Origin of the sequence: Methanosarcina sp. KYL-1 (assembly GCF_024372725.1) — an archaeon.
Taxonomy (GTDB): Archaea; Halobacteriota; Methanosarcinia; order Methanosarcinales; family Methanosarcinaceae; genus Methanosarcina.
This window is the reverse complement of the sequence record NZ_VOUA01000029.1, coordinates 1-25883: the sequence shown is the minus strand read 5'-3', so window position 1 is coordinate 25883 and position 25883 is coordinate 1. Positions and strand designations below refer to the sequence as shown.

The following is a 25883-nucleotide window of genomic DNA, read 5'->3' as shown; positions in this document are numbered from 1 at the left end:
ATCCCAACTCTTTCCACGCTTTTTCCGAACTTGTAAGGGTATGCTCGGCATCTCCCTTTACTGGATCGGCATAAACAACATTTGATTTGCTTTCCGGGAGTTTGACATCCATTTAGCATACCTCTCGAGCCCTTCTTTAACCGTAACTTCAGGTTTCCATCCCAATTCTTTCCAGGCTTTTTCCGAACTTGCAAGGGTATGCTCGGCATCTCCCTTTACCGGGTCGGCATAAAAAATCGTTGATTTGCTTTTATTGATCTCGATAATCTTCCGGGCAAGTTCATTGATGCTGATTGAATTTCCGGCGCCGATGTTATAGACACCGCTTCCTTTTTCCATGCAGATCAGGTTTGCCCTCACGATATCATCTACATGGGTAAAGTCCCTTGTTTTCTCTCCGTTCCCGAATATTGTAATGGGTTTGTTTTTCAGGGCGGCTTTAGTAAAAATACTTATTGCAAGGTCAGGTCTCATTCTCGGGCCATAGACGGTAAAATAGCGTAAAGACACGGTTTTTAAGCCGTAGAGTTCCTCAAAGACCCTGCAGTAATGCTCAGCAAGGAGCTTGGAAACCCCGTAAGGAGATACGGGCTGGTTGGGGTGATTTTCATCAAAAGGAAGGTATTCCACTTTGCCGTAAACAGAAGAAGAAGAGGCATTTATAACTTTTTTGACGTCTGAATCAAGGACGGCTTCAAGAAGATTCAGTGTCCCTGTGGCATTAATCTCGTGAGGCTTCATAGGAGCTTCAACGGAGATCCGGACCCCCGCCTGAGCAGCCTCGTGAAAAACATATTCCACCCCATTTAAAGCCTTTTTTAACAGGCCCCTGTTCCTGAAATCCCCCTCTACAAGTTCAAAAAGTTCATTTCCCATGAATGAATCTATGTTTTTCCTTTTCAATTGCGGGTCGTAATAGACGTCAAAGTTGTCAATACAGACAACCTCATGCCCAAGTTTCAGTAAATTTTCTATAATATGAGAACCTATGAATCCGGCTCCACCAGTAACCAAACACCTGATCTGTGCCATATTTATTCAATATCCCTTTAGATTCAAAGTTTATAAATATGTTGAAAAATTCACAAAGATATTAAAAAATACACATAATGGAGTCCCCATTTAATATTTCCCTCTATTAAATAATAAATGATAATTTATTAACATAACGGGAGATTCCTTAGATCCAGAACAAGTACAAATAGAACAAATATATATAAACTTCAAAACAGTCAAACAAACCATGGAAAATATTTTAAGTGATAATAACAACCCGACTATACAGATTTTACTTTACACTGAAAGTTCAGATATAATCATTTACGCAAAGAATTGAACTTGACAATCGGGCAGATTAAATAAGTAGTCTGGAGAATAATATTTCAGGTTCAACCTGGGAATTTAAACAAAATATTTGCATGTAAGACTATAAAATACAGTGAGACTATAAATGCAGATAGAATAATTAAAAAACATATCGGGGTGGTCGTCATGAACAAACATACTAGGCATATGGAGTCAAAGCTTTCAACCCATGAATTTAAACCTGGAATTATTTCCCTGTTTGTAGTTCTCGCAATTGCCCTCTTTATGCGTATGCTCTCTTACTCTTCAGTCACCGCAAACGGAGGCATCACCTTTGCAGGCTATGACTCATTCTACCACATGCGGCGCATCCTCTACAGTGCAGCAAACTTTCCAGACTACCTCCATTTTGACTCCTATCTTAACTATCCTTTTGGTTTTGAAATCAGCTGGCCTCCCCTCTATGACCTTCTTGGGGCAGGGCTTGCCCTGGTCCTCGGAGCAGGAAACCCTGATACACACACCGTAGAATTTGCAGGAGCGCTTTTGCCGGTGCTGCTGGGAATCCTGACCCTTATTCCTGTATATGTAGCTGCATCGGCCCTTTTCGACAGAAAGGTAGGTTTCCTCAGTGCTGCTGTTTTTGCGCTTATGCCGGTCCACATATATATATCCCAGTTCGGGGCGGCTGATCACCACGTAGCAGAAGTGCTTTTCTCAACGGCTGCCTATGCATTTTTCATACTTGCCCTGAAAAGGGCAAAGGAAACATCCCTTTCCCTTGCAGCCCTCAAGGGCCTTCCTGAAGAAAAGAAGCTCATGGAACCGGTGGCCTTTGCAGGAGCTTCTGGTGTCTGTTTTGCGCTCCTGGTCTTTACCTGGATCGGGGCTCCCGTTTACATCGGATTTATCCTTCTCTACTTCTTCGTGCAGGCCACAATTGACCTGAAAACCGGCAAAAAATCCGAATACCTGTTCATCTGCTCTGCTGCAAGCTTGCTTACAGCACTCCTGGTTTCCATCCCCATTTGTGCCGGAGCCGTACGCCCGGGACTCGAAATGAGTGCTATGTTCCTTTCCTGGTTCCAGGTTTTTTACATCCTTGCCCTGCTTGCCGGGGTAGTCCTGCTGGGAAGATTTTCCATATACGTCTCAAAAAAGGGCCAGGACTGGAGGTACTATCCGGCCCTTATTCTGCTGGCTTCAGGCGCAGGGCTTTTCCTCCTCAGGAGCTTTTCGATTGAAACCTACGGTCTGGTAATCGAAGCGGTGAAATACTTCTCCGGAATAGGGGGATTCACCGGCTCAATTTCCGAAGCCCAACCCCTCTTTTTTACCTCGGAAGGGAAGTTCACCCTTTCTTCGATGCTCGGGAATTTCTGGCTCTGCTTCCCGGTTGCCTTTGTAGCGTTTTTCTTGCTGCTCCTGGCATGGAAAGGTGAAAAACTCCGGTCCGACAGGGTCTTTTTCCTTCTCTGGACAGTATTTGCCGCATACCTTACCTTATCCCAGAGACGCTACTCATACCTTTTTTCCGTAAATGTGGCATTCCTTAATGCATACTTCATAATGACGCTTTTCGAATCCCTCGATTTCGAAAATGAAGTGCATAAACTGTTCAGTTCCTTAAAGAGGACCGGAAATGCGCCTGGAAATGCGCCCGTAGATTTACCTGAACCTGTCAGGGAAGCCGGAAGAAAAGCAAAAGCAAAGATTAAAACAAAATCCAGAGCCATCAAAGCCCAAAAATCAAAAATTGAAGCTTCAAATCCCGATTATTTCAAGCTTATCTCGGCACTGTCACTTGTCATCATCCTGCTTGGCCCCTCCGTATGGATAGTTTCCGGGTACTCAAAGGAAACGACTGTTGTTGAAGGAGAATGGCAGGAATCCCTGCAGTGGCTCGAGGCTTCAAGCCCCGAAACTTCCTATTATCAGGAGCCTGCCGAGATTCCGGAATACGGAGTCCTTAGCTGGTGGGATTATGGAAACTGGATCGTATACATGGCAAAAAGGCCAGCGGTCTCAAATAACTTCCAGACAGGAGTTGAAGACTCAGCACGCTTTTTAATAAGTGATTCCGAGCAGGAAGCAAGGGATATCCTTGACAAACACAACGTAAAATACGTGATAACGGACACCTACATGGCAAGAGGCAAATTCGGGCATATCGCCGGGTTTGCAGGAAAAACCATTGAGGACTATTACGATATAAAAACGGTAAGAAATAATGCGGGACTTCAAACGTATGCATCCCCGAAAAAGGAACTTCTGGACACCGAGATATATAAACTCCATGAACTTGACGGGGCAAACCTGGGAAACCTCCGGCTCATCCATGAAAGCACAGACGAGGACCTTGAAACTAAAAGGACTGTAAACTCCAGGGAAAACAAGGTAAAAGTATTCGAATACGTGCCCGGAGCCGTCCTTTCGGGCCTTTCAAGCCCGGGCCAGCCGGTGCGTGCAGAGCTTAAACTCAAGTCCGGAAGCCGGGACTTTACCTACTACAACAGCGCAGTTGCCGATGAGGCCGGATACTTTGAAATTACCGTGCCCTACCCGACAGAGAACACTGCAGCTAACGCTGATACCGGCGTATATGCAGTCTCAGCCTACTCCCTGACCGCAGGAGAGAACAGCACCTTAGGGATACAGGTTACGGAAAAAGACGTTATGGAAGGGAACAAAATAGAACTTGACTTTTCTACAAATAATAAATAATCAAGAATAAATAATCAAGAATAAATAATCAAGAATAAATAATCAAGAATAAATAATCAAGAATAAATAATCAAGAAGGTAAAATACGCAACAGAAGGTAGGAATAAAGAAATGGATAAGGAAAAGAAGAAAAAACACTTCTTCTTTCCTGAAAATTCACTGAAAAAGATTATTCTCTAACTTATTCTTCAAACTTGCTAACTTATTCTCCAAACTTATTCTCCAAACTTATTCTCCAAACTTATTCTCCAAACTTATTCTCCAAACTTATTCTCCAAACTTATTCTCCAAACTTATTCTCCAAACTTATTCTCCAAACTTACTCCCCTGACTCCTCCACGCCTACGGCATTCAGGAACCTTTTTACAACAGCCTCGTTGACAAGCCTGAGAAGGGTCTGCCGGTCTTTTGTCGAGCTGAAGACCCCAAGGGGGATCTGGGCTCCTGCCGCGTTTGCATGGCCCCCTGCATCTTCTCCGAAGGCCTGGCGCATGATTTCTCCCAGGTTTACCCTGATGTCGTTGCTCCGGCCCGAGATGTAGATCCTCTCTTCGGTGACCCCGAAGACGACCGTTGTCGAGATTCCTTCAAGGCTCAGAAGGTAGTCGGCTGCCTGGGGAAGGGTGTCCCGGTCCCGGATGTTCCCGACGTTGGAGAGCAGGTAGCTCCCAATGACCTGGCGGTTCCGGATGGCTTCCCCGAGCACCTCCAGGGTCTCGATAGCCATGGAAGGGCGCTCAAGCTGGTCCAGGATGTCGTGGTTCGAGAGGGGGTAGAGGTAGGACGCTGCCGAAAGGTCTGCAGGGTCGGTTTTTCGCTTGAAGTCCTGGGTGTCGGTCCGGATCCCGTAGAGGAGGGCCGTTGCCAGGGTCTTTGAGATATTGATGTTGAGCTGCTGCAGGTACTTCGTCATAATGGTGGCCGTGGCCCCGAAGTTCGGGCGGATATCAATATACTCTGCCTTGATCTCGGATTCTCCCGGCGGGTGGTGGTCGATTACTATTCCCACATATGAGTTGGGGGGAAGCATGTTGTTTACACCGGGGATGGCACAGTCGATAAGGGCAATTTCGTCAAAGTCTTCCAGGTCATATTCTTCCATCTTGCTCAGGTCAATCCCCAGCAGGTTTACGAAGGCCTTGTTTTCCTGGTGTCCGATCCTCCCGTGGTAGAGGATATTTGCGTCGACTCCCAGGCTTTTTGAAATTTCTTTTAAAGCAAGCCCGCTGGATATGGCGTCAGGGTCAGGGTTGTCATGAATTACGATGGCAAGCCTCTTGTCTCTGATCCCTTTCAGCCATCTGGAGAGCCTGTTGCCCCTGTGGACAGATTCGGCCCTCTCAAGGGAGCGGGAAAGGGAACTGGCCACTACCCGGGAAGGCATAAATACGTAATCTGCCCCAAGGTCCTCCATCTTTTCCCTGTTGATGATGTCGGAAGCCCGGGAAAAAATCTGCACATCGGGGCTTATCACTTTTTTGAAATTTTCGATGCCCTGCCTGTTCGCCTCATTATTGGAACTGAGGAAGAGTATGGCAACAACATTTCGGAGGTCAATCGTATTCACGAGACCGGGGTCGGAAATGTCTCCGACAATTGCTTCGAAGCCTTCCTCCCGGAGGGTCTCAACCTTGGCTTCGTCCTTGTCCACAATGATTACGACTTTATTGCTTTCCCGGAGTTCTTTTGCAAGCGCAAAACCAATACTTCCACTGCCGAGAATCAAATATCTGGGTTTAACTACGTTCTTCAGGGTACTATCCGGATCTTTTGAAAAATTAGACAAAAACAGTTCCTCCCTGTCTCATGTACGTATGGACACGTTCAAAGGAGAGCAGATGTTCGATCAAAATTCTACATATTACGGAGTTACTATTTATATTATTCACGCAAGTTCATTCCTTATAAACGCGGTACATACCTGCAAATCACCTGTTTCCGGGGCCTTTCCCGGACCTCCACAGGTATACTGCATTACAATGCACCTTTCGGTTGTCGTTAACTTTGAATTTGCTGTTCCTGCATTAACTTATCATTCGTGCATTAAATTAACATTCATCCATTAAACTAGTTAGTATACAATGTTATATTGAAATGTAACGTATATAGTTGGTGATACGAAATAAGTTTTTCTCTGTATAAAAATATAAAATGAATGTATGCCAGGGGACGGGAAAAGTGCATAAAGATTCGCACATAAATATTGGAGGTTCTTTTGCCCCTCCTTACTTATCACAGTATTCTATTAAGTTTATAACTAAACATCATAAAATTTAGACCTGCAGGCAGTTACCATGAAACACATCAGTTCTTCACGGATGAAAGCAATCGATAAAAACTGTGCACATTTGGGCCTGCTCCCGCTGCAGCTGATGGAAAATGCAGGGGCCGGGGTAGCACAGAGCGTAAGGGAGAAGCTCGAAAGCGGGACAGTGCTTTTTGTGGCAGGCCGGGGAAATAATGGGGGAGATGCCTTTGTTGCTGCCAGGCACCTTGCAGGCCTCCCTGCCTACAGGGTGAGTTTGGTCCTGCTCGGAAAGGCCCGGGAAATAGGGACCAAAGAGGCAGCCCACAACTTTTCCCTCCTTAAGTTCAGCGACGTCGGAGTGCTTGAAGCAGGGGATTCAAGCCAGCTTGCAGCCTCGGGCTGGTTTTCCGAAGCAGACCTTGTGGTTGATGCCGTTTTCGGGACAGGCATAAAAGGAAGCTTAAGGGAACCCGAGTCAACGGCAATCGACCTGATTAACGAAGCCGGAAAAGCCGGAAAAACCGTAATTGCGGTGGATATCCCTTCAGGGCTTGACCCGGACGGAGGGGACTTTGAAAAAGCAGTTCGAGCAGACCTTACCGTGACCTTCCACCGCATGAAAACCGGGCTTTTTCACGAGAAGGCAAGGGAATATGCAGGCATTGTCAGAGTTGCTGAGATAGGGGTCTGCGCGGATGCCGAACGTTACGTGGGCCCGGGGGACCTGGAGATGCTCTGCAGGCGGGAGCAGGCAGGGCACAAAGGGGATTCCGGAAAGGTCCTCGTTATCGGGGGAGGGCCGTATTCAGGGGCTCCTGCCCTTTCTTCCCTTGCAGCCCTAAGGACAGGGGCGGACCTGGTAACCGTTGCAGTCCCGGAGCCTGTTGCAGGCATTGTTGCGGCTTATTCCCCGAACCTTATCGTCCGGAAGCTGTCTTCAAGCTTGCTCTGCCCCGAAGACCTGCCCTTCCTTCTGGACCTCATCAACTCCCATGACGTGGTTGTGATGGGGATGGGACTCGGAAAAGCCGCAGAGACCCTCGAGGCTGTCCGGAAAATCCTGCCCTTCTGCAGGAAAGCCGTCCTGGACGCCGACGCCCTTTCGGCCCTCTCAGGCCCCCTCTTCGAAACCCTTGCGGGCAGCTGCGAAATGATCGTAACCCCCCACGCCGGGGAATTTGCTCGCCTGCGGGGAAGGGAAAACCCCGGAGACCCGGAAACCCGCCTGAAAGCCGTAAGGGAATTTTCGGAAGAAAACGGGGTGGTAACCCTCCTTAAGGGAAAGCTCGACATCATTTCGGACGGAAAGCAAACCCTCCTTAACAGGACAGGCAATGCCGGCATGACCGTGGGAGGCACCGGAGATGTCCTGGCAGGCATTACCGGAGCCCTTTTTGCCAGAAACCCCGCCTTTCTTTCCGCCTTGTGTGCGGCCTACATAAACGGGGCTGCAGGAGACCTGGCTTTTAAGGAAGCCGGAAACGGTCTGCTTGCAACGGATGTGCTGGAAAAAATCCCCCCAATCATTAAAGAGGCGGAGATAGGATAAATACGGATAAAGCGAATAAAGCAGATAAAAATCCGAAAACTACCGTAGACAAACCTTCAGTAAGAAATGGGGAGTATGGGATATGACACAGGAAGCTGACAGGAAAATCGAAGTAGAAATCGAAAGGAACAGGGTGAGGATCAATATTTTTCATGGGGAGGATGAGCAGATCATAAAGCTCACCTTGAAAGAAGCCGAGGAACTTTCGGATGAATTGGGTAAGGCTATTGAGGACTATTCAAAGCGAAAACAGGTAAGGATTGATTGATTGATTGATTGATTGATTGATTGATCTGGACCAACTGATCCGGACTAACTGGTCAGGAAGAATTGAAAAACCCAAATTTGAAAAATCAAAATTTGAAAACATTAAAAAACGTGGTGATTATTTGGAGAAGACGTTTACACATATTGAAGACGGCAGGGCCCGCATGGTGGATATTAGCGGGAAAGCTGACGTTTCCCGGCGGGCGCGGGCGGCAGGGGATATTGTGCTTTCGGAAGACACTATCGGGAAGATAAGGGAGGGCACGGTGGAGAAAGGAAATGTGCTTGCAACCGCCAGGGTTGCGGCCGTGCTGGCGGTGAAAAGGACGCCCGATACCATTCCCATGTGCCACCAGATCCCGATCACCGGGATAGATGTGGATTTTGAGATCGGAAAAGAGGCAATTTCGGCTGTGGTGGAGGTCCGGACTGTCGGAAAGACAGGGGTGGAAATGGAAGCCCTGGCAGGAGTCTCGGCTGCCCTGCTGACGGTCTGGGACATGGTAAAATCGGCGGAAAAAGATGAGAGTGGGAACTACCCCCACACCGCTATCAGGAACATAAGGGTGCTTGAAAAGGTTAAAGGCTGAAAGCCGGAAAAGTAGGGGGTCCGCTAAAAGAAGATTTTTAAAGGATGGAATATATCAAGACGGGAAACTGAGGTATGTATCTTGAAGATCATAGGTGGACCAGCATCACAATTACTTGCAAGCCGCACGGCCCGGGCTCTCGGGACAGAGCCTGCGCTCTGCGAATTCAACAGCTTCCCTGACGGGGAACTTTACCTCCGGATTGCCGAAGAAACGGAAAACGAAAATGTAACCCTGATCCAGAGTACCCCCACGGACTCGGACCTGGTGGCCCTGATCCAGCTTATCGATGCCTGTGAAGGGGCGGCCAAAATCAATGTCGTGATCCCCTATATGGGCTATGCCAGGCAGGACAAGAAGTTCAAGCCCGGTGAGCCTATCAGCGCCAGGGCAGTTGCCCGCTGCATCAATGCTGACCGGGTCTTTACCATCAATATCCATGAAAAGAGCGTTCTCGGGCACTTCCCCTGCCCTGCCGAAGACCTGGACGCTGCAAAACTCCTCGGGGAATACATTGCGACCCTTAGCCTTGAAAACCCCCTCCTGGTTGCCCCGGACGCAGGAGCCCAGGGGCTTGTGAAAAACGTTGCCTCCGACCTCGGCTTTGCCTGCGACTACCTCCAGAAAACCAGGCTCAGTGGGGATACCGTTGAGATCAAGACAAAGACCGTTGACGTAACCGGAAGGCACATCGTTCTTGTGGATGACATGATCGCAACCGGCGGGACAATGGCCGAGTCCATCCGCATGCTCAGGGGGCAGGGCGCTGCCGACGTCTACCTGGCCTGCGTACACCCTGTCCTTGCAAGAAACGCCGCAATAAGGCTGTTCAATGCAGGGGTAAAAGACATTATCGCAAGCGATACCCTTGAAAAAGCTGAGAGCAGGGTGAGCATGGCCCCCCTCATTGCAGATGCCCTGAAGGGCCTCTGACCCTCCACCTCTATTTTTTTTACCGTTAACTATTTTTTAATGTTCTGTACATTCTTAGTACTATGACGCTCCCAGATATTTGCCCCCTGGATAGTTCCAAAAAATGCAAGGGTTTGGATTGTCACCTCTTCTGCCTGGAATGGAGAACAAAAGAGCCCATATGCCTTATCGGCTACGGCGCGACCAGCAGAACAACGGCCGGCAGGACAGACCGTAAAAAAGATACCTATGCCGAGGAAACCTTCAACAAACTTGGACGGCAGCCTCTCCCTAAAAGAAGGACTGGCTCGGAAAACGGGGACTGGACTCCCAGCAGGATGGCAGAAAGACCCCCTGAAAAGCCGGCTGAAAGAAGAGAGGAAACCCACCTTCTTCGAGGGACCAGAAGAGCCTGGCCGGAAGAGCCTGGCAGAAGCTCTGAAGGAAGGCTCAGGGAAGGCCCTGAAGGAAAGCAGAGGGAAAGCCTTGAAGGAAGGCTCAGGGAAAGTCTTGAAGGAAAGCAGAGGGAAAGCCTTGAAGGAAGGTTCAGGGAAAGCCCCGGTGAAAGCCTGAACGGAAAAGGCGTTTCCAGTGAAGCTGAAGTAGCCTCCATGAGGCTTGAATCCCGCTTGAAAAAAGAGCCTGTGGAAGAAAATCCAATTATTTATGCAAAGCCCCAGCCCAGGGCACAGGAAAAGCCAAAGGTCCAGGAAAAAGTAATCTCCAGAGACAAGCACACCACAATCTTCGCTTCCTGTGATGGGAACGAGAACAGCCCCTGTTGCCCCGCCGGAAAAGAAGAAAGCCCCAAAAAACCTGCCGAACTCAGGGAAAAACGCAAGAAGGTCGATGACTTCATGGAACTGGATCTCCCGGACAACTACGAAGAGGAGTTCTGGAGTTAATTGCCCTTTGGCAGCGGAAAAACGGAAAAGAATTAAGGATTGAAGATGCATACGGGAACCCCAGGGAAAATTACCAGGCCAGAGGTATGATGATCAAGCATGGACCGAGAGACATACCGTGAGATATACGATTCGCTGTACGATTTTAAGGACGTATTCCGTCTTTCTGAACAATATTCCGAACCTGTCGGCATGCTTGCTACGATCCTCAACCAGAAAATTGTGAAAATGACAAGGTTCAGGCACAGGAAAGTGTATTCCAGGGAGGAAGAACTTTTTTTCAAATGGAGGAAGGGCCGTCCGGTCCTGGACCTTGCGGAGTATGTCCATTTCCCCCCGACCCTTATGGCGTCCCTTATCATGAAAAACCTCGGTTTTCCCAAAAAAACCGTTAACTGGTTTTTCAAAAACCCCGATTCCATCGAGCACCCCCGCCTGAGAAAAGAGATAAAAAAAGCCCTGGAAGCTGACCACTTCTTCTCCCCGCAAGCCCACGAAATGCAGTGCAAAAAAGGCGAAATGGGAGAAGCAGTCATCCAGAAATGGCTGGACGACAGGGAAATTCCCTACTGTACGGAAGCCGAAATCCGGGCCCAGGGAGAGGGTAAGACTCCGGATTTTGTCCTGAAAATTCCGGTGTGCATTGAAGGCATGACGATAAAGTGGATAGAGAGCAAAGCCCTTTTCGGGGACGAATTCGAACACCAGCAGTACTCGAAAAAACAGTTCAAAGAATACTCGGAGATTTTCGGGGAAGGCATGGTCGTCTACTGGTACGGCTGCCTTGATGACCTCCCCGCCGACGGCTACCTGGTCAAAGACTACAGCTTTTTTGAAGAATACGGAGAGGAGATCAAAGGACTTTTCGACTACCTCGTGTACTGGTAACTCAGCCTCACCTGGAACGCCTCAGGATACTGTAAACGCACTTCAAAAGGCTAGCCCGGAAGTCCGGAACGTTGGCCTGAAGGCTTTTGAAGTTATCATGATTACCTGACGGAAGCTCAGAAAGTCAATCCAAAGAATTTTTAAATTAGTCTGAAGCTCTTCGAAAAGCTCAGACTTCCTGTATTCAGACTTCCTGTATTCAGACCCTCTTTCTTCTTACCTTCTTTTTTCATACCCTCTTAATTGAGGACATGTTTGTCAGGGGGTCTTTTTCGACCTGGAATACGTGGTCTGCGGAATCTATAAGGGACTCGTCATGGGAGACTACTATGATCTGGCCGACCCCTATGTTGCGCATCGTGTCAATGAGTTTGAGGAGCTGCCTGACATGGCCCCTGTCCAGAAAGACTGTGGGTTCGTCCAGGATCATGGGGGGAAGCCCGTCGGCCCTGTCCCCGCCAAAACCCAGGGCAAGCAGACGGTAGATGGCACAGCGCAGGATGAGGTTGAAGATGGCGCGTTCGCCTCCGCTCAGGAGTTTTGGCTCAAGAGGAGTGCCGTCTTTCCTGTAGACGGTCAGGTTGTACTCGGAGTCAAGTTCGATGCGGGAATAGGCGTTGTTTGCATACATGAAAGAAAACATCTCGTTTAAGAGGGTGGAAAGGGCGCCTATGTTCCGGGTCCGCATGTCTGCTCGGATGCGCATGTAGGTGTTTTCGAGTTCTTCGGCGTTCCTGTACACGGCTTCAAGGTATGCCCGCCTGTTTTCGAGAGCCCGGAGTTCGTCTTTGAGTTCTCTTAAGCGCTTTAAGCTGTTTTCTGCCATGCCAATTTCTTTTAAAAGCGCGTCTTTTGCAGCGGCCATCTCCTGGATATTCTTAGTGATATTTGCCTGGGCTTCCTCAAACAGGGTGCGTTTGTCCTGCAGTTCCTGAAGGTCGCTTCCTTCCATTTTTTCCTGTAGCTGCCTTATCCTTTCACTGCGCTCCAGGATTTCCCGGTCAAAGAAACCGACTTTTTCGGAAAGGTTCCTTATGCCGGTTTCAAGTTCGGAAATTTTGTGCTTTATGTTGTCCATGCGGAGCAGGTTTGACTGAAGCTTTTTTACCTGCAAGAGGAGCTTTTCGCTTCCCTCATGGGCTTTTTTTGCCTCCTCTTCCTTTTTCCGCAGGGCTCCGGCTTCATGCCCGAGGGCCTGCAGCTTTTCCTTGACCTGGCCTTCCCGGTCCCCGAGCTCTTTTAACCTTTCCTCAAGTTCCCCGGCCCTCTGCCCGTAGTTTTCAATCAGGGCCAGGGAAGTCCGGATTTTCCCGTTCAATTTCTCGGTTTCCGAAGCGTTTTCGGCAAGCTTTTTCTCAAATGCCCTGGCTTCCCGGAGGGCTTTTTCACTCTCCCCATGGGTTTTTTGCGCCGCCTCTTCCCAGCCCCTGAGGGCCTTGATGTCCGGGAGGAGCTGTTCCCGGCCGGCTTCAAGCTCTCGCTTTCGCTTATCAAGGGTTTCGAGTTTAAGTTTCTCCTCTTCGATCCGGGCTTTATGGGCCTCCATCAGTTTTTCCGAAGCCTTTGCCTTTTCCCTGAGTTTTTCGGTTTCAAGGTCGTAGTCAGAAATCTTCTTTTCAAGTTTCTTCGCGTCCTTGAGCCGGTTAAGCTTTTTCTCGATCTCCGCCTGCTGGACCTTGGTGTCCACGAGCTCTGCGGAAAGCTTTTCTTTCTTCTGTTCTGACTCTTCCGTGCTGCATGCGATTTCGGACCCTTTCAGCTCCTGCCCGCAGGTCGGGCACTTCCCTTCGGCAAGCAGTTCCCGGTTTTTCCGGAGGCTTTTTTCAAGTTCCCGGACAACAGCCTCAAGTTCCTTTTCCCGGCCGTGCAGCCTGTTTTTGTTCTCAAGCAAAAGTTCGCTGAAATCCTCCAGGTTTTCGAGCTGCTCCGCACCAAACCCGAGCCCCCGCAACCCTGCCTGGGCCTCAGACTTCTGCTCCTGGACTTCCAGGACTGCTCTTGCGTTTTCCCGGAGTTCTTCTTCAAGAATCTCGACTTCGGTCTTACCCTTCCGGCCTGCAGCCCTGGAGGCCTGCAGCTCCTTTTCAAGTTCGAGTAAATTCCCGTCCCCGGTTTCCTTTTCCTTCAGGGCAAGGGCGAGCTTCGAAGCGATATCATTTTTCCGGTCCCTGAGCAGGCTTTCTTTCTCTTCCAGTTCCTTTATCGCAGAAGCGAGTTCAGCTTCCGTATTTCCAAAGCCGGCTTTTTCTTTTAGTCCCCTGCTCTCCTCTTCAAGCCCCTTTATATTTTCCTTATAAGCTTCAATCTCCTTTTTTGCAGCCTCGATATCCGACCTGCACTGCAGAAGGGCGCGGTTGTTTTCTCCCCTGTCTTTTTCAAGGTCGGCAAGGACCTGTTCCCTGGCTTCCTGTTCCTTCAGGAGCAGGGCAAGTTCCTTTGAGGCGCTGTTCACCTTTTCCTTTGCCAGGGCTTCCTCTTTTTCTCTTTGCAGGAGCAGGGCTTCAATTTCAAGGTCCCCGAATCCGCATTCTTCCCTGAGGGAGGAGTTTTCTTCCCCTCGTTCAAGCAGGTCCTCCCTCTGCGTCTGGATTTCTCCGGAAAGGCTCTCTTTTTCCCGGAAACAGCCTGCTTTATTTTCCTGTGACTCCCGGACAGCCCCTTTCAACTTCTCGATTTCCTGCAGGCGTTCCCTGTGCTCCGCAATCATCCTGTCAAGTTCCTGCTTGCGGGAAGCTGCAGCTTCTTTTTTCTCGGAAAGCTCCTGCAGGGCCGCATCACTTTCCTTCACCTTTTGCCGAAGCCCGTTCAGGGCAGCAACCGGCCCTGTTTGCTCGATGCCTTCTATTTCGGCCTTCATGTCCGCAAGGCTGGTCCTTGTATCCCGCTCAAGCCTGCTGACTCCGGTCTTTGCGCTGTGGACCCTTTCCCGGTACTCCTCGAGCTTTCCGAGCTGCAGCAGGTCGTCGATCATCCGCTGCCTGTCCTTCGGCTTTGCGTTGATGAGCACATCGATTTCCCCCTGCCGGATGTAGGCGCAGTTCCGGTATGCCTCTTCATCCATATTCAGGAGGGCACAGACCTCTTCGTAGGTCCGGGTGGCCTGGTCGACCATGCTTTCCCCGTCAGCATAGAGCACGCACTTCGAATTTGAGGCGTTTTCACTTTTCGGAGAGTAGCGGAAAGCCTGCTCGAGCCGGTATTCTCTCCCCAGGTGCTCGAAGTCAAGGGCAAGCTTTGCATTTTCCGCTCCCTTGAAGATCATGTCCGCAAGCACAAAGTCCTTTGAAAGTATCTTGCTCCCGAAAAGCCCCATAAAACAGGCTTCAAGCAGGCTCGACTTCCCGCTCCCGTTGACCCCGGAAATCACCGTCACCCCGTCTTCGAAAGCGAGGTCCAGCTTCCTGTAACTCCGGATGTTTTCGATGTGCAGGTTTTTCAGCTTCATAAGTAATCACCAAGGTTGTACTGCCTGGGCACTGCAGGCTTGCCCTTCCCATTTTTCTGCCCGGCTTTTTCGGGCTTTCCAGCTATTTCCGGTTTTCCAGCCTTTTCAGATTCCGACTTTTCAGCCTTTTCCGGATATTCAGCCTTCTCAGATTCCGATTTTTCAGTATTTTCCAATTTATCAGGCATTTCTAACTTTACCGGTTTTTCTTCCGGAAGGTTTCCACCCCTGTTTTCCACATCCGGCCTGTTGTCAGCATCTTTCCAGAAATCAATATCCTCAGGACTTTTTGCAGGGCTTTCTGCAGGGGTTTCAGAAAGCTTCTGAGGAGAAATCATACTCGATGCCGTTTTGAAACTGTCAAGGCTCATTGCAGGGGGCGCATGGCTCGTATTTCTTGAAAATGAAACGACTGGAGATGGGATCTTATCCATTTTCCCTTCTTCTGCGGGTTCTTTGGTGGGCTCTTCGGCGAGCTGTTCCGGAGAAGCGGGCTTTTCGGGGGCATCCGGGACATCAGGGGCTTTCCAGAACACAGGACTGTCTTTACCTTCTTCTTTTTCTGCGTTTTCCGCCCCCACCGTGTTCTCAACTTCCAGAACCCTGCCCTCAAGGCTTTTTCTCTCCGGCCCCTCAGGCAAATCATCTGCAGCAACCGGAGAAATGCCGGCTTCTTCAACCGGTCCGGGAACGCCGGCACTTTCATAAGGTCCGGCATTTTCATCGATTGTAGTAGTGTCAATGCCTTCAGGGCTTTCAACTTGAGGATTCACGACAATTTCAGGACTTCCAGTGACTGCTAGAACCTCAACTTCCGCTGGCAGCTCTATTTCTTTGGCTTCCACGGCCAGCTCAACATGTTCAGGAGAGTCAACATATTCAGGCTGCTCAACTTCTTCGGCACCTTCGGCATAGCCGGAATCTACGGCCTCTTCAGCTCTGCCCGGCACCTCAATAATGAAATCCGGGTCCTTGAAATCGATTGCCGAAATCAGTTCCGAAAGCCGTGATTCGGTTTCTTCGTCCACCCTTGACCTGGCAACGTTAGGGTTCCGGACAATTTCATCAACGATCAGCCCGCCGTCGGTCAGGCTCATCCGCTTGATCTCCTCGGCAACCGCGTGGTCCGGGTCTGCGAAACTGACCTTTACGACCTCTTCCGGGACCGCATCTTTGACCCTCAGGTCCCTGACCCTCGGCACGAGGACCCCTTTATTCAGCAGGTACTCCTCAATATCACTGAAAGAAAGGACATCCCCAGAATCCCCGGAAATTTCCAGGAACACAACCGATTCAGGGAGGTCATCCTCATACTCGTTTACGGCGGCAAAAATCTGTTCATAGGGCTTATCTTCCCCTTTCAGGTCTGCGGAAATGAAGAGGAATTTGCGGGTAGGGATGGTGCGCCGGCTGATCTCCACCCCCTCCGCAGAAAGCGTGATAATATTGTAGGATCGTGGTTCACTTTCGGACGCACTGTTCCTTTCAGTGCTCCCCGAGTACGTAACCCAGGTCTCCCCAACCTTAATTTTCTCGTACTTGTGGTAGTCCCCAAGGAGGATCGCATCCACCTTAAAGGGAATATTTTCCAGCACCTCGGCACAGTCCCATTCCCCGTAGGGGAAAGGGGTCATGATCTGATGCATGACCAGGAGCTTCTTCCCGTTTTCCGAAACACCCTCAGACACCTCAGACACCTCAGACGCCTCAAGCACCTCAGGCAGCTCAGGCAGCTCAAACCCGGAATAATCAAAAATAGGGATCTTTGACTTCGGCACGCTGTCGATCCCGTAGACAGCTACATCCCCAACCATGCAGGGCACTTTTCCCAGCCGGACCGCGATTCCCATCTCCTCAAAGAGGTCCAGCCACTGGGTATTCTGCTTGCTCTCGTGGTTCCCTACAATTGCCAGCAGAGGAATATCTGCAGCCTTCAACCGGCCCAGGATATTTATCGTATCCAGGAGGTCTTCCAAAGTCGGGTTCCTGGAATCGAAAAGGTCTCCCGCATGCACGACAGCGTCCACCTGCATCTCAATAGCGTCTTTTATGACCGCCTCAAAAGCATCAAAAAAGTCTTTCCTCCGAACCTCACTGTGGTATTGCCTGTAACCCAGGTGAGTGTCTGCCGTATGGAGTATCCTTATTTCCCGGTCCATAGTTTCATCTGTCTCTAGTTTTTATGCTATAGGGATTTGTATATTAGTATTTAAGTTGTTTCCACAGACCCATGGCTAAAAGTGTATATCAATCTGGGGAAAAATTGTCATTCCCATTTCCTTCCTAGCATAGGCACTTCTGGAACTGGAGAACTATAATTAAATAAAGAATACTCATCCATGGCTAAAATAGAGTGTCATTCATTAAAGGACAACTTTAACTATAGAAATTTTCCAGCTTCTACTGCTAAGAACATATTAAATAGTATTTAACTAGTTTCTATAATTTTTGTGCACTTTTTTATCTAATTAATAAATAATTAATAAATTTTTTATACGTTAGGCTATTCAAAATGAATATAAGTACAAAATATAAGGTCAATACCAAAGCATTTAAAATTTAGGTGAATAAGATGATTCCTAACTATAAGTACAAACCCGGAGTCTATTTTATTGCGACTTTTATTATAACCTATGTTTTCTTGTTTGTAGGGGCATACTTAAGTTTTCATGATGATGGAAGGGAACTGTATACGTTATTACTCCTGGCTGGAATGATGACACCTTTTCTTGTTTCACTTTTCATGATATTTACGTCTAAAAATTCGGATCTAAAAAAGGATTTTATCAACCGGCTTATCAATCTCAGGTTAATAAGGCCAAAAGTGCTACTGGCATTTTTTTTAATAATGCCACTCACTGTTCTGGTATCTATCTTTCTTTCTCTTCCATTTGGTGGATCGACTTCTCAATTTCAAATTGCAGAACAGTTCTCTTTTTCATCAGGTTTTGTCCCTGCGTTTCTTCTTCTTATCCTGGCTTCAGCTTTTGAAGAGCTTGGATGGAGAGGATACGGCTTTGAAAGTCTGCAAAGCCGGTACACTTTCTTTACGGCATCGATTGTTTTCAGTATACTCTGGTCGCTCTGGCACTTCCCGCTGATCTTTTTCAAGGACATGTATCAGTATGAGATTTTCCACGAAAACATCTGGTATGCGGTGAATTTTTTTGTCAGCATCATCCCTATGGGAGTGATTATCAGCTGGCTCTATATAAAAAATGGAAAAAGTGTTCTGGCAGTGATTCTCATTCACATTGTCATCAATTTCTCGCAGGAAGCTCTGCAAATGACCCAATTTGCAAAGTGCATTGAATCTGTGGTTGTTACTGTCGTTGCTGCCATTATTATCATATTAGACAAAGAGATGGCTTTTTCGAAAGAACATCTTACTACTGGAGTTGGCGAGTTACCGAAAATGACAGGACCACTGGAGTTAACTGAGTGACAAATAATTCTACAGACCACTATTCCAAATTCCTTTTTATCTGGTTTGGACAATTCATCTCAATAATAGGTAGTGGTCTTACTATTTTTTCCCTGGGGGTATACGTATACCAACAAACCGGTACGGCTTCAAGCTATGTCTTTATACTCATGTGTGCTTTTGTGCCACCTTTCTTGCTAAAGCCCTATGGAGGTATACTGGCAGACCGTTATGATAGACGTTCAATGATGATTTTCGGGGATTTTGGATCAACGCTCGGGCTTCTCTTCATATTTCTTATGATGCTGAAAGGCAACATTGAACTCTGGCAAATTTATCTTGGGATTGCAATCAGTTCAATTTTTTCAGCTTTTCAGGAACCAGCCTATAAAGCCCTGATTACGGACCTCCTGCCTGAAAATCAATATGCCAGAGCAAGCGGACTGGTGCAATTAGCAAGTTCAGCTCAATATTTAATTTCTCCTTTTTTAGCCGGAATTATACTCACAATAATGGATATCAAATTTGTTTTTTTAATTGATGTTACCACATTCGTAATTGCCAGCTCCATTGTTATATGGATAAGAAATACCCTGGGCAGAACCCAAATAACGAGATCGGAACAAAACAACATGGCTGACCTTAAAGAAGGCATCCGGGAATTTTCGAAAAATAGAGGCGTGGTCAATCTGATTGTTACTATCATGCTCGTGCTCTTTTTTGTGGGATTGCTCCAATCTCTTATTATTCCGATGCTGCTAAATTTAACAACAGTAAAAGCAGCAGGAATCATTCAATCGATCTGTGCATCGGGCATACTTATCGGAAGCCTGTTTATCGGGGTATTTGGCAGCAAAAACAAACATGTAAAAACTTTATCTATCTCACTATTCATTTCAGGCATATTTTTTGCCAACCTCGGACTCTCAACAAATATAGCTTTTGTCACTTTAGCAGGATTTATGTTTTTTGCCACATTGCCTTTTATTAATACATCTCTTGAAGTTTTAGTTCGAAAAAATATAGATAACAGTAAACAGGGGCGTGTATGGTCGATTATTTCTATGATTACTTATCTCGGCTACATCATAGCTTATGCAGTCGCAGGTTTTTTAGCAGACAAAGTATTCAATCCGCTTTTGGAACCCGGGGGGTTACTGGCTGAAACGGCCGGTTCTATTATTGGAGTGGGAGGAGGCAGAGGAATTGCCTTAATGTTCATAATTTCCGGCTTAATGATTTCCGTGTTTGCCCTTTTGATCTGGCAAAATAAAAAGATAAAACAATTAGAAGATGTTGAAAGTAAGGACGGCGAGCCATCCAAAAATAAATACTATGTTGAAACGTAAATTTAGAATTCTCAGAAATTGTATACGAAATCCGGCCAGGTAAACCTATGAATTGAATTCATCAGGCTGTCTCAAAACTACATTTGATTCTACAATTGGGCTAGAATATTATGTTTCAAGGTTAATTGATATCTGAATTTCAGAATAATTATCTGTTTGAATTTAAACTCATTATTACCCCTTATCCAATTGTAGAAATGGGTTGAGTTTTGATACAGCCTGCTATTTGGTATTTTTGACATAATGGGGGAGAAAGCCAGGTCCATATGAGGTATTTGCATTTTGCAAACCAGGCCGAAAAAGAAAAATTCACCAGCGTAGCCCGCTTATTTCGAGCAATCGCTCACGCTGAATATATACATACAGGCGACCACTACCGGGCTTTAAAACACCTTGACGGGGGATTTGTCGCAAACAGCATGGCAGCCTTCGGTCCGGGGGACACAATAAAAAACCTTAAACTGATCATCGACGGCGAGACATTTGAAATCGAGGAAATGTATCCCGTATACATAGAAGTAGCAAAATTCCAGGCCGAAAAAATTGCACAGAGAAGCTTTGAATGGTCGTATGCTACCGAAAAAATGCATAAAATGCTCTTTGAAAAAGCATTCGAGTCGGTCAATTCTGGAAAAGATGTCGAGCTCGGCCCGGTCCACGTCTGCGAAGTTTGCGGATATACCCTCGAAGGGGAAACCCCCGATAGATGCCCCATCTGCAATGCTTTAAAGGAAAAATTTACGGCGTTCAGATAAAGGCTTATCTTACATCGGCTTAATTCTTAGCAGCAGATTCTATCTACCGCATAATTGGTTTAGGATAGGCTCAAAAAATAAGCCTCTTCCGCAGGCATTTCACCTGCGGAACAGGGCAAAAGCAAGTGCCAGAACTGAAAGGGCACCGGGAAGTGTGAAGGAAGGAGCAGTTTCAGTGGTAGGTTCGGTTTCCGAATCTGGCTGTTCGGAGACAGGGATTTTGCCTTCGTAGTATTCGTTGGAAATGGTGCAGTAGGCGACGGTGAAGCCACCTTTTACTAAAGTTTTTCCACTGGCACCCAACTCATCAACTTGATACACGAAATCAATAGGCATACTTCCTCCTGCCCAATTTTCGGTTGGTTTGACGGTCCATTCAAAAATTTCCGTTGAATTCTCTTCCATAGTTTTCCCAAAGTATTCTTCCATTCTTGAAGTTGGCCCATCTATAATAACAAAATTATTTTCCCCAAGTTCGCTTAATTTGACAGAAACATAGCATCTTTGATATACTGAGAAATCAAGTTTAACTTTAAAAGGTTCCCCAATTTTCAAAACGGATTTTGCAATTTCTTTATCAGGTAATAATTGGTCATTGTAGTATACATCTATGTCTCCATAAGGGCTACTGGCAGAAACTGTTCCTACCATAAAAAGAAACAAAACTCCATAAGTAACGAAACTTATTTTTTTCATGGATTTCCCCCAATTTCTAAAATCAAACTATCATATCCTACTGATTTTTCGGTACTACTGCCAACTTTATCTCCAACACCTTTTGGTCCAGGGCCAACAATTGTTGAAGCATATCCACTAAATCTGTATTTTATTGGTAGATTTTCTCCAATTATTATTGGAGTTCCATCATTATTCTGATTACACGGGTGCTTTACACGTTCATCTTGTCTCACATACCGCTGCCCCTTATGCCCGAAATAAGGCTTTGGAATCACCTCATTATCATTATCGATAACAGTAAACACCTGATATTTCCCCACAACCTCATACGTCCAAACATTCACCGTAAACACCCAGTGAGGCGGCAGCACTGGAAGCCCGCACGGGACAGCTGCCATAACCCTATCCAGCCGCTTTGAAACCAGATCGCCTGCCTCTCCCGAATATCTGTCCACGGTTTCGTCTGCCAGGTTTTTCAGTTCGTCATCAATCTTCCCGAAACAGGCATCAAGGACTTCCCCTTTGTTTACGGTGACGGCGCAGATGCCGTCTGCAACGCCGATGCGGACGTCGGTGTCGACCCGGTTGAGGACTGCTTCAAGTTCGTCGGGTCCGATGGTCGGGTTTGAGTTTCGGATTTCGGTTTTTATGATGGTGGCAAGCTCTTCGGAGAGTTCTTCGGTGGTGGATTTTTCTATTATTTTGTCGTCGGAGAGGCTGGAAAGGTAGCCGAATGTGATCGTACGGACCCGGGCTTCTGAGATCCAGTCGGAGATCCCGGGGTTTGAGCTTACTTCGGCTGCGATTTCTTTGGTAACCCGGACTTTCATTTCCTTCGCATAGATACGCTTCAGGTTGTAGACTTCGAGATCAAGGGATGACGTATCAAGGGAGACTGACTGTTCGCTGAGGTTTTCTTCGAGGAGGAGGACTTCTTCGTTCAGGACGGCAATGCTCCTGCTGATTTGCTCTGCGGTTTCGGTCTTTACGTATTCCCCGCTTGTGGCTATGGCGTCTGCAATTTCTTCGGAGAGGCCGGTGGTGAAGATGCAGGTGTTCCGGACACCCAGGGGGTAGATTGTTTTCCCGGTCATGGGGTCGGTCCATTCGTATTCTCCCCTCAGGTCGAAGTCTGGGTCGTGGTAGAGGTAGTTGGGTTTCTGATCAATGATCAGGGTCAGGTTTTCGTCCCAGCTGTATTTGCTCTCGGGCTGGCCGGTAACGGTCATGGTGGAGATGATGCCCATTTCGGCGCCGAGGGCGGAGGCGGCCCGCTCCATTGCGGGGTTGTTGAAGAGGGTGAGAGTGCCTGAAGTCACATCGTCCAGCATTCCGGTGTCGAGCCCCTTTTTGTCAAGGGCTTCGAGGATGTAGGAGTCAAGGTTCGAGTCCAGCTTTTTGTTTTTCTGCTCGATGTCCTCCAGGAGTTTGTTGTAGGCTTCGTTCCTGGCTGTGTAGCGGGCAGAGTCGCTTGAGCTGTACATTTCTCCTGTGTGGGTGAGGTGCTGCTTCCTGTTTACGTAGTTTTTCCGGGAAGCTTCCAGGTCAAGAACGAGTTTTTCTGCGGTTTCCACCTGCAGGTCGGTAGGGTCCTGGCCGGGGTTTTCAAGAAGGGAATAGGAAAAGGTCGGGTTGTCTTCCTCTATTTCGGAAAGCATTGCCAGTACTTCTTCGGCCATTACCCTGTGCAGCCAGGGTGGGATGTCGCAGGGGACAGAGTGTTCTGCCAGGTACTGCCCGTCAGGGTAGGCCCAGAACATGCTTTCGATAGCCCTCAGGTCAACGTGGGCGTCCCTGTATTTATCGGCGGCATCCGAACAGCAGGGGTCAAACCTGTCTGCCCCATCTGCATAAACAGTCGTTTCCCTGTATTCCCTTTCGGTTGGGTCTGCATAGGTTGAAAGGCCTGTGTAGCCGCCTGTGGGAGGGCGTTTGTGGAAGATAATGGTCAGGTTCTCTGATTCGGTTTCGGTGTGAAAGAGGAATTCGGAATCGGTTTTGCTCGTGGTTTCGGAGTCAGAGCCGCTGGACGTGCCGGAGTGTGATACTATAGTATGGCCTCCGTTTGGATTAGGGACGGCAGTGTGCCAGATGTAAGTGTAGAGATAATTATAATCGATTTTCCAGCTCGTCTTTATAGCATACGAGATATCATAGCGGATACCCCAATCAAAAACATGGTCTTCCAGGTCAAGATAGCCGTCGGTTCTGTTTTCAGCGATAAGCCGATCATTAGCTCTGTACTCATAGTGGGGCACTACTTTTACGTCAGTGATTTCCACGGACTTCAAGCTAACCGAAGCCCCTGTAATCGACCAGCTTGAGACGTGCCCCCGAGGCGGCCTTATGGATGGGGACATGGTCTCGGAATAGGAATTCGTAGTCGAATCACTCCAGGCATAGGACGGTACAAGCGACCCCGCATGTGTGCCCGAAGCAAGGTAGTCCGAGGCCCAGTTGACTGTATGCCCGCTGTAAGAAACCGAACTCCGGTCGAAATCCGCTGCAATCGCTGAGACCAGGGGATCCGGGGAACAGAAACCGTCCCTTATGACCTGGCCCTGTACGGGAGCCATATAAACACTATCGGTGACATCATGGATGAGGTCCGGGTTTTCATCCGTCCATACATGGTCGTTGAAGACCCAGCCGTCAAGCACTCCTTCGGTGTAGTCAGAAGCCGAAACTTTTATTTCCGAATATTCGGAGAGCTCTTCAAAGGAGGTATTTGCCTCTTTGAGGGACTCATCAATTCCCTCTTCCACATCAAGGTTGAAGGACTTGTCCTGCGAGAGGGAATCATAGGTAGTCGTGAGGTTTACACCCTTATCCAGCTCGTACCTATCTTTTGAAACGCTGGAATTTGTGGAGTTCAAACCGGAACCTGAACCAGAACCTGAACCAGAATCGGATTCAAGCCCCTCTGAGTCTTGTTTTACATCCCTTGAGGCAAGGGCGTCTTCGTACAGCACTTTTCCGTTGTAGTACGTGGTGTAGGTAAGGGCAAGGGGGTCCACAGAATCGAAAACCTTTTTCTGGGTGTAGATGGTGGCTCCGTTAACGGAACTTGCGAGAGCCGGGTTGGTCAGGATATTTAAGGGGCCTTTTGCGTAGTACTGCCAGGGGCCGTAGATGAAGGTCCTCAGGTTCATTGCCCCGAGCACGAGATTGGAAGTCGAATCCGGGCTTGCCGAGTTTTTAAGCTCGGTCTCGTATTCCCTTACAAGCTCTTCTAGTAACGGTTCTCTGGAGGTGACCAGGGTGGAGAGGTTCATACTGCCGTTATACACTTCTCCCGATTCGAGGTCCACAAGGGTGTAGTTAAGGGCAGGGACCTCGAAGATATAATAAATCGTGTAGTTTTTTTCCGAGGGATTTATCTCCCGCTCAAGCGTCCCCTGCACTTTCCGGACCTTTATCTCCTCGGGTTTTATTTCAGGCTCCACGTTTACGGCGAATTCCATGAAGGTATGCATGTTGCCCTGGTAGTTTGCGGCAAGCAGCCTGTTCAGCCCGTCTGCCGTGATGTCCTTTACCGGGCTTACCTCAACCCGGAACCAGTCGGAGGCTTTCAGCTCGTTTCCGTAGTAGAGCTCGATCGATGCGTAACCTGACTCCGCAGTTTCCGGGATTTCCACGTATTCGTCAAAGGAGACCTTGCTGAGAAAGCCGGTTGCCTGCCCGTAGTTTTCGCGTTCAAGCTCGTTTCCCTTAGAGTCCTTTACCACCAGGACGACGTCCATGTTTTTCCACAAGGCTTCGACTCTCCCCCAGACGTCCGAGGGCATGTTTACGGAAATCTTCAGCACATCGCCCCTTTCCAGGTCCTGGTCCTGCGGGTTTACCATAAACCCGTCTTCGGAAAGCTTTTCAACCGGCACTCCCTCGGGCTGGATGACCGGATGCTCCCCTTGCCACTCCAGGGCTTCCATGCCGGCATAGTTCAGGCAGCGGGCAAGGTCCGAGGCTGCAAGGTTAACTGCCGTCTGCCGGGGGTCGCTTTTCTCCGTGGTGTAAATAGTCTCGGCAACTTCACTGTCCATATTCACCAGGAAAGCTGAGGTAAAGGTTGCAGCAAGGACAATGAAGATACCGATCACCGCATATGGTATATAGGCAGAAGTGTTGCCAATAAAGGATGAAAATTCTTCTCCTGATGATTTCTTTCCCATACCCTCTACCTCGGAAACACAGGAAAATTAATTCTCTTACAAGTTAAAAATATTAAAACGTTCAATGCTTAAATTACTTTCGATACATTGGAAATTATGAACTTAAAAAGAAAAGCTGAAAAAATGCACATGAGATTCCTGAATTACAGGCACAAAAAATGAAAGTACCGAGGTACTCTCATGCCAAAGAAAATAATAATGAATATAAAATAAAAGAGAGGTGGGAATGCTTTTTATTAAAGCATCCGCCTTCTCAAGCAAACGGCCGAAAGAGCCAGGCCTGCAGCCGCAAATATTGATCCGAATCCGGGAGAACCTTCGGATTCCCCTTCTACCGGAGTATTCTTTTCGGGAGCTTCATCTCCCAAAGTTTCATTTACCGGAACCGGTTCTTCCGGAATAATGCCCTGGCCGGATCCTTTCCCATCCGCAGTTCCCGTATCCTCCCCGGTTGCGTCCGAAACCTCACCTTTTCTGATAATGACAGCATGACCAAACCCGGATCCCCCGTTATGCTTTTCAGGTTCATTCGGGACTGAATCCGGAATTAGTGACCCGGTCAAAGAATAGCAGCTCAAATGCTCTACCTTGACCCATACCGAGCCCTGTTCATCACCTTTTATCGGAGACCTGCCGGCATCAATTACCCATTCGGGGTTGCCTTTTAAGAGC

General features: G+C 48.0%; 17 protein-coding genes and 1 pseudogene. 11 read left to right on the top strand and 7 right to left on the bottom strand.

Translation table 11 applies throughout. From position 1 onward, the window contains the following. Nucleotides 1-57: 57 nt before the first annotated feature. Nucleotides 58-1032, bottom strand: coding sequence for an SDR family oxidoreductase (locus tag FTO70_RS15105; RefSeq protein WP_255336595.1), 975 nt, complete (start codon nt 1030-1032; stop codon nt 58-60). A gap of 459 nt (nt 1033-1491) precedes the next feature. Between FTO70_RS15105 and FTO70_RS15100 the strand changes: the two genes are divergently transcribed. Next, nucleotides 1492-4029: an oligosaccharyl transferase, archaeosortase A system-associated gene (locus tag FTO70_RS15100; protein WP_255336594.1), complete on the top strand. Its 2538-nt coding sequence runs from the start codon at nt 1492-1494 to the stop codon at nt 4027-4029. 319 nt (nt 4030-4348) lie between these two features. Here FTO70_RS15100 and FTO70_RS15095 read toward each other — a convergent pair whose 3' ends face one another. After that, complete coding sequence (locus FTO70_RS15095) at nt 4349-5815, bottom strand: DHH family phosphoesterase (RefSeq protein ID WP_255336593.1); 1467 nt, start codon at nt 5813-5815, stop codon at nt 4349-4351. Between the two features lie 508 nt (nt 5816-6323). Here FTO70_RS15095 and FTO70_RS15090 point away from each other — a divergent pair. The 6 genes from FTO70_RS15090 (at nt 6324) to FTO70_RS15065 (ending at nt 11388) form a co-directional block, all read left to right on the top strand. Next, nucleotides 6324-7826: an NAD(P)H-hydrate dehydratase gene (locus FTO70_RS15090; RefSeq protein WP_255336592.1), complete on the top strand. Its 1503-nt coding sequence runs from the start codon at nt 6324-6326 to the stop codon at nt 7824-7826. 82 nt (nt 7827-7908) lie between these two features. After that, nucleotides 7909-8094, top strand: coding sequence for a hypothetical protein (locus FTO70_RS15085; protein ID WP_255336591.1), 186 nt, complete (start codon nt 7909-7911; stop codon nt 8092-8094). 121 nt (nt 8095-8215) lie between these two features. After that, nucleotides 8216-8683, top strand: a complete 468-nt coding sequence (gene moaC, locus FTO70_RS15080; RefSeq protein ID WP_255336590.1) for a cyclic pyranopterin monophosphate synthase MoaC — start codon at nt 8216-8218, stop codon at nt 8681-8683. Between the two features lie 81 nt (nt 8684-8764). Beyond that, nucleotides 8765-9616 carry a ribose-phosphate diphosphokinase gene (locus FTO70_RS15075; protein ID WP_255336589.1) on the top strand — a complete coding sequence of 284 codons (852 nt, stop codon included), beginning with the start codon at nt 8765-8767 and terminating at the stop codon, nt 9614-9616. A gap of 62 nt (nt 9617-9678) precedes the next feature. Then, nucleotides 9679-10500 carry a hypothetical protein gene (locus FTO70_RS15070; RefSeq protein WP_255336588.1) on the top strand — a complete coding sequence of 274 codons (822 nt, stop codon included), beginning with the start codon at nt 9679-9681 and terminating at the stop codon, nt 10498-10500. Nucleotides 10501-10599: 99 nt separating this feature from the next. After that, nucleotides 10600-11388, top strand: coding sequence for a C15orf41 family protein (locus FTO70_RS15065; protein WP_255336587.1), 789 nt, complete (start codon nt 10600-10602; stop codon nt 11386-11388). 229 nt (nt 11389-11617) lie between these two features. Here the strand turns inward: FTO70_RS15065 and FTO70_RS15060 are convergent, their stop codons facing one another. Further along, the gene (locus FTO70_RS15060; RefSeq protein WP_255336586.1) at nt 11618-14833 is read right to left on the bottom strand and encodes a DNA double-strand break repair ATPase Rad50; all 3216 of its coding nucleotides are present in this window, start codon (nt 14831-14833) and stop codon (nt 11618-11620) included. After that, a complete protein-coding gene (locus FTO70_RS15055) occupies nt 14830-16992 on the bottom strand; it encodes a metallophosphoesterase (protein ID WP_255336585.1) in 2163 nt (720 codons plus the stop codon). The genes FTO70_RS15060 and FTO70_RS15055 overlap by 4 nt, the downstream gene beginning before the upstream one ends. Nucleotides 16993-17405: 413 nt before the next feature. Between FTO70_RS15055 and mmrce1 the strand changes: the two genes are divergently transcribed. The 4 genes and pseudogenes from mmrce1 to FTO70_RS18080 all read left to right on the top strand — a co-directional run bounded on the left by mmrce1 (nt 17406) and on the right by FTO70_RS18080 (nt 20361). Further along, nucleotides 17406-18278 (top strand): MmRce1 family CPBP family CAAX prenyl protease, encoded by an 873-nt coding sequence (gene mmrce1, locus FTO70_RS15050; protein ID WP_255336584.1) that lies wholly within the window; start codon nt 17406-17408, stop codon nt 18276-18278. Next, nucleotides 18275-19606 carry an MFS transporter gene (locus FTO70_RS15045; RefSeq protein WP_255336583.1) on the top strand — a complete coding sequence of 444 codons (1332 nt, stop codon included), beginning with the start codon at nt 18275-18277 and terminating at the stop codon, nt 19604-19606. Before mmrce1 ends, FTO70_RS15045 begins: the two co-directional genes overlap by 4 nt. 260 nt (nt 19607-19866) lie before the next feature. Then, nucleotides 19867-20205, top strand: a pseudogene (locus FTO70_RS15040) (rubrerythrin family protein); the annotation flags it as partial. Then, nucleotides 20191-20361: a rubredoxin-like domain-containing protein gene (locus tag FTO70_RS18080; RefSeq protein WP_369694389.1), complete on the top strand. Its 171-nt coding sequence runs from the start codon at nt 20191-20193 to the stop codon at nt 20359-20361. The pseudogene FTO70_RS15040 and the gene FTO70_RS18080, both read left to right, overlap by 15 nt. Nucleotides 20362-20460: 99 nt before the next feature. On the opposite strand, the gene FTO70_RS15035 is transcribed toward FTO70_RS18080, so the two are convergent. The 3 genes from FTO70_RS15035 to FTO70_RS15025 form a co-directional block, all read right to left on the bottom strand. Continuing rightward, a complete protein-coding gene (locus FTO70_RS15035; RefSeq protein ID WP_255336582.1) occupies nt 20461-21057 on the bottom strand; it encodes a sarcinarray family MAST domain-containing protein in 597 nt (198 codons plus the stop codon). After that, nucleotides 21054-25211: a hypothetical protein gene (locus FTO70_RS15030; RefSeq protein WP_255336581.1), complete on the bottom strand. Its 4158-nt coding sequence runs from the start codon at nt 25209-25211 to the stop codon at nt 21054-21056. The genes FTO70_RS15035 and FTO70_RS15030 overlap by 4 nt, the downstream gene beginning before the upstream one ends. Nucleotides 25212-25447: 236 nt before the next feature. Next, nucleotides 25448-25883 (bottom strand): PGF-CTERM sorting domain-containing protein (locus FTO70_RS15025; RefSeq protein WP_255336580.1); only part of this gene is annotated, 436 nt, incomplete at its 5' end.

Bases quoted from the DNA above. Each gene is read 5' to 3' on its own strand.
- FTO70_RS15090 (WP_255336592.1), top strand. From the start codon at position 6,324: ATGAAACACATCAGTTCTTCACGGATGAAAGCAATCGATAAAAACTGT.
- FTO70_RS15030 (WP_255336581.1), bottom strand. From the start codon at position 25,211: ATGGGAAAGAAATCATCAGGAGAAGAATTTTCATCCTTTATTGGCAAC.
- FTO70_RS15070 (WP_255336588.1), top strand. From the start codon at position 9,679: ATGACGCTCCCAGATATTTGCCCCCTGGATAGTTCCAAAAAATGCAAG.
- FTO70_RS15035 (WP_255336582.1), bottom strand. From the start codon at position 21,057: ATGAAAAAAATAAGTTTCGTTACTTATGGAGTTTTGTTTCTTTTTATG.
- FTO70_RS15055 (WP_255336585.1), bottom strand. From the start codon at position 16,992: ATGGACCGGGAAATAAGGATACTCCATACGGCAGACACTCACCTGGGT.
- FTO70_RS18080 (WP_369694389.1), top strand. From the start codon at position 20,191: ATGCATAAAATGCTCTTTGAAAAAGCATTCGAGTCGGTCAATTCTGGA.
- FTO70_RS15085 (WP_255336591.1), top strand. From the start codon at position 7,909: ATGACACAGGAAGCTGACAGGAAAATCGAAGTAGAAATCGAAAGGAAC.
- FTO70_RS15065 (WP_255336587.1), top strand. From the start codon at position 10,600: ATGGACCGAGAGACATACCGTGAGATATACGATTCGCTGTACGATTTT.
- FTO70_RS15060 (WP_255336586.1), bottom strand. From the start codon at position 14,833: ATGAAGCTGAAAAACCTGCACATCGAAAACATCCGGAGTTACAGGAAG.
- FTO70_RS15105 (WP_255336595.1), bottom strand. From the start codon at position 1,032: ATGGCACAGATCAGGTGTTTGGTTACTGGTGGAGCCGGATTCATAGGT.
- FTO70_RS15100 (WP_255336594.1), top strand. From the start codon at position 1,492: ATGAACAAACATACTAGGCATATGGAGTCAAAGCTTTCAACCCATGAA.
- mmrce1 (WP_255336584.1), top strand. From the start codon at position 17,406: ATGATTCCTAACTATAAGTACAAACCCGGAGTCTATTTTATTGCGACT.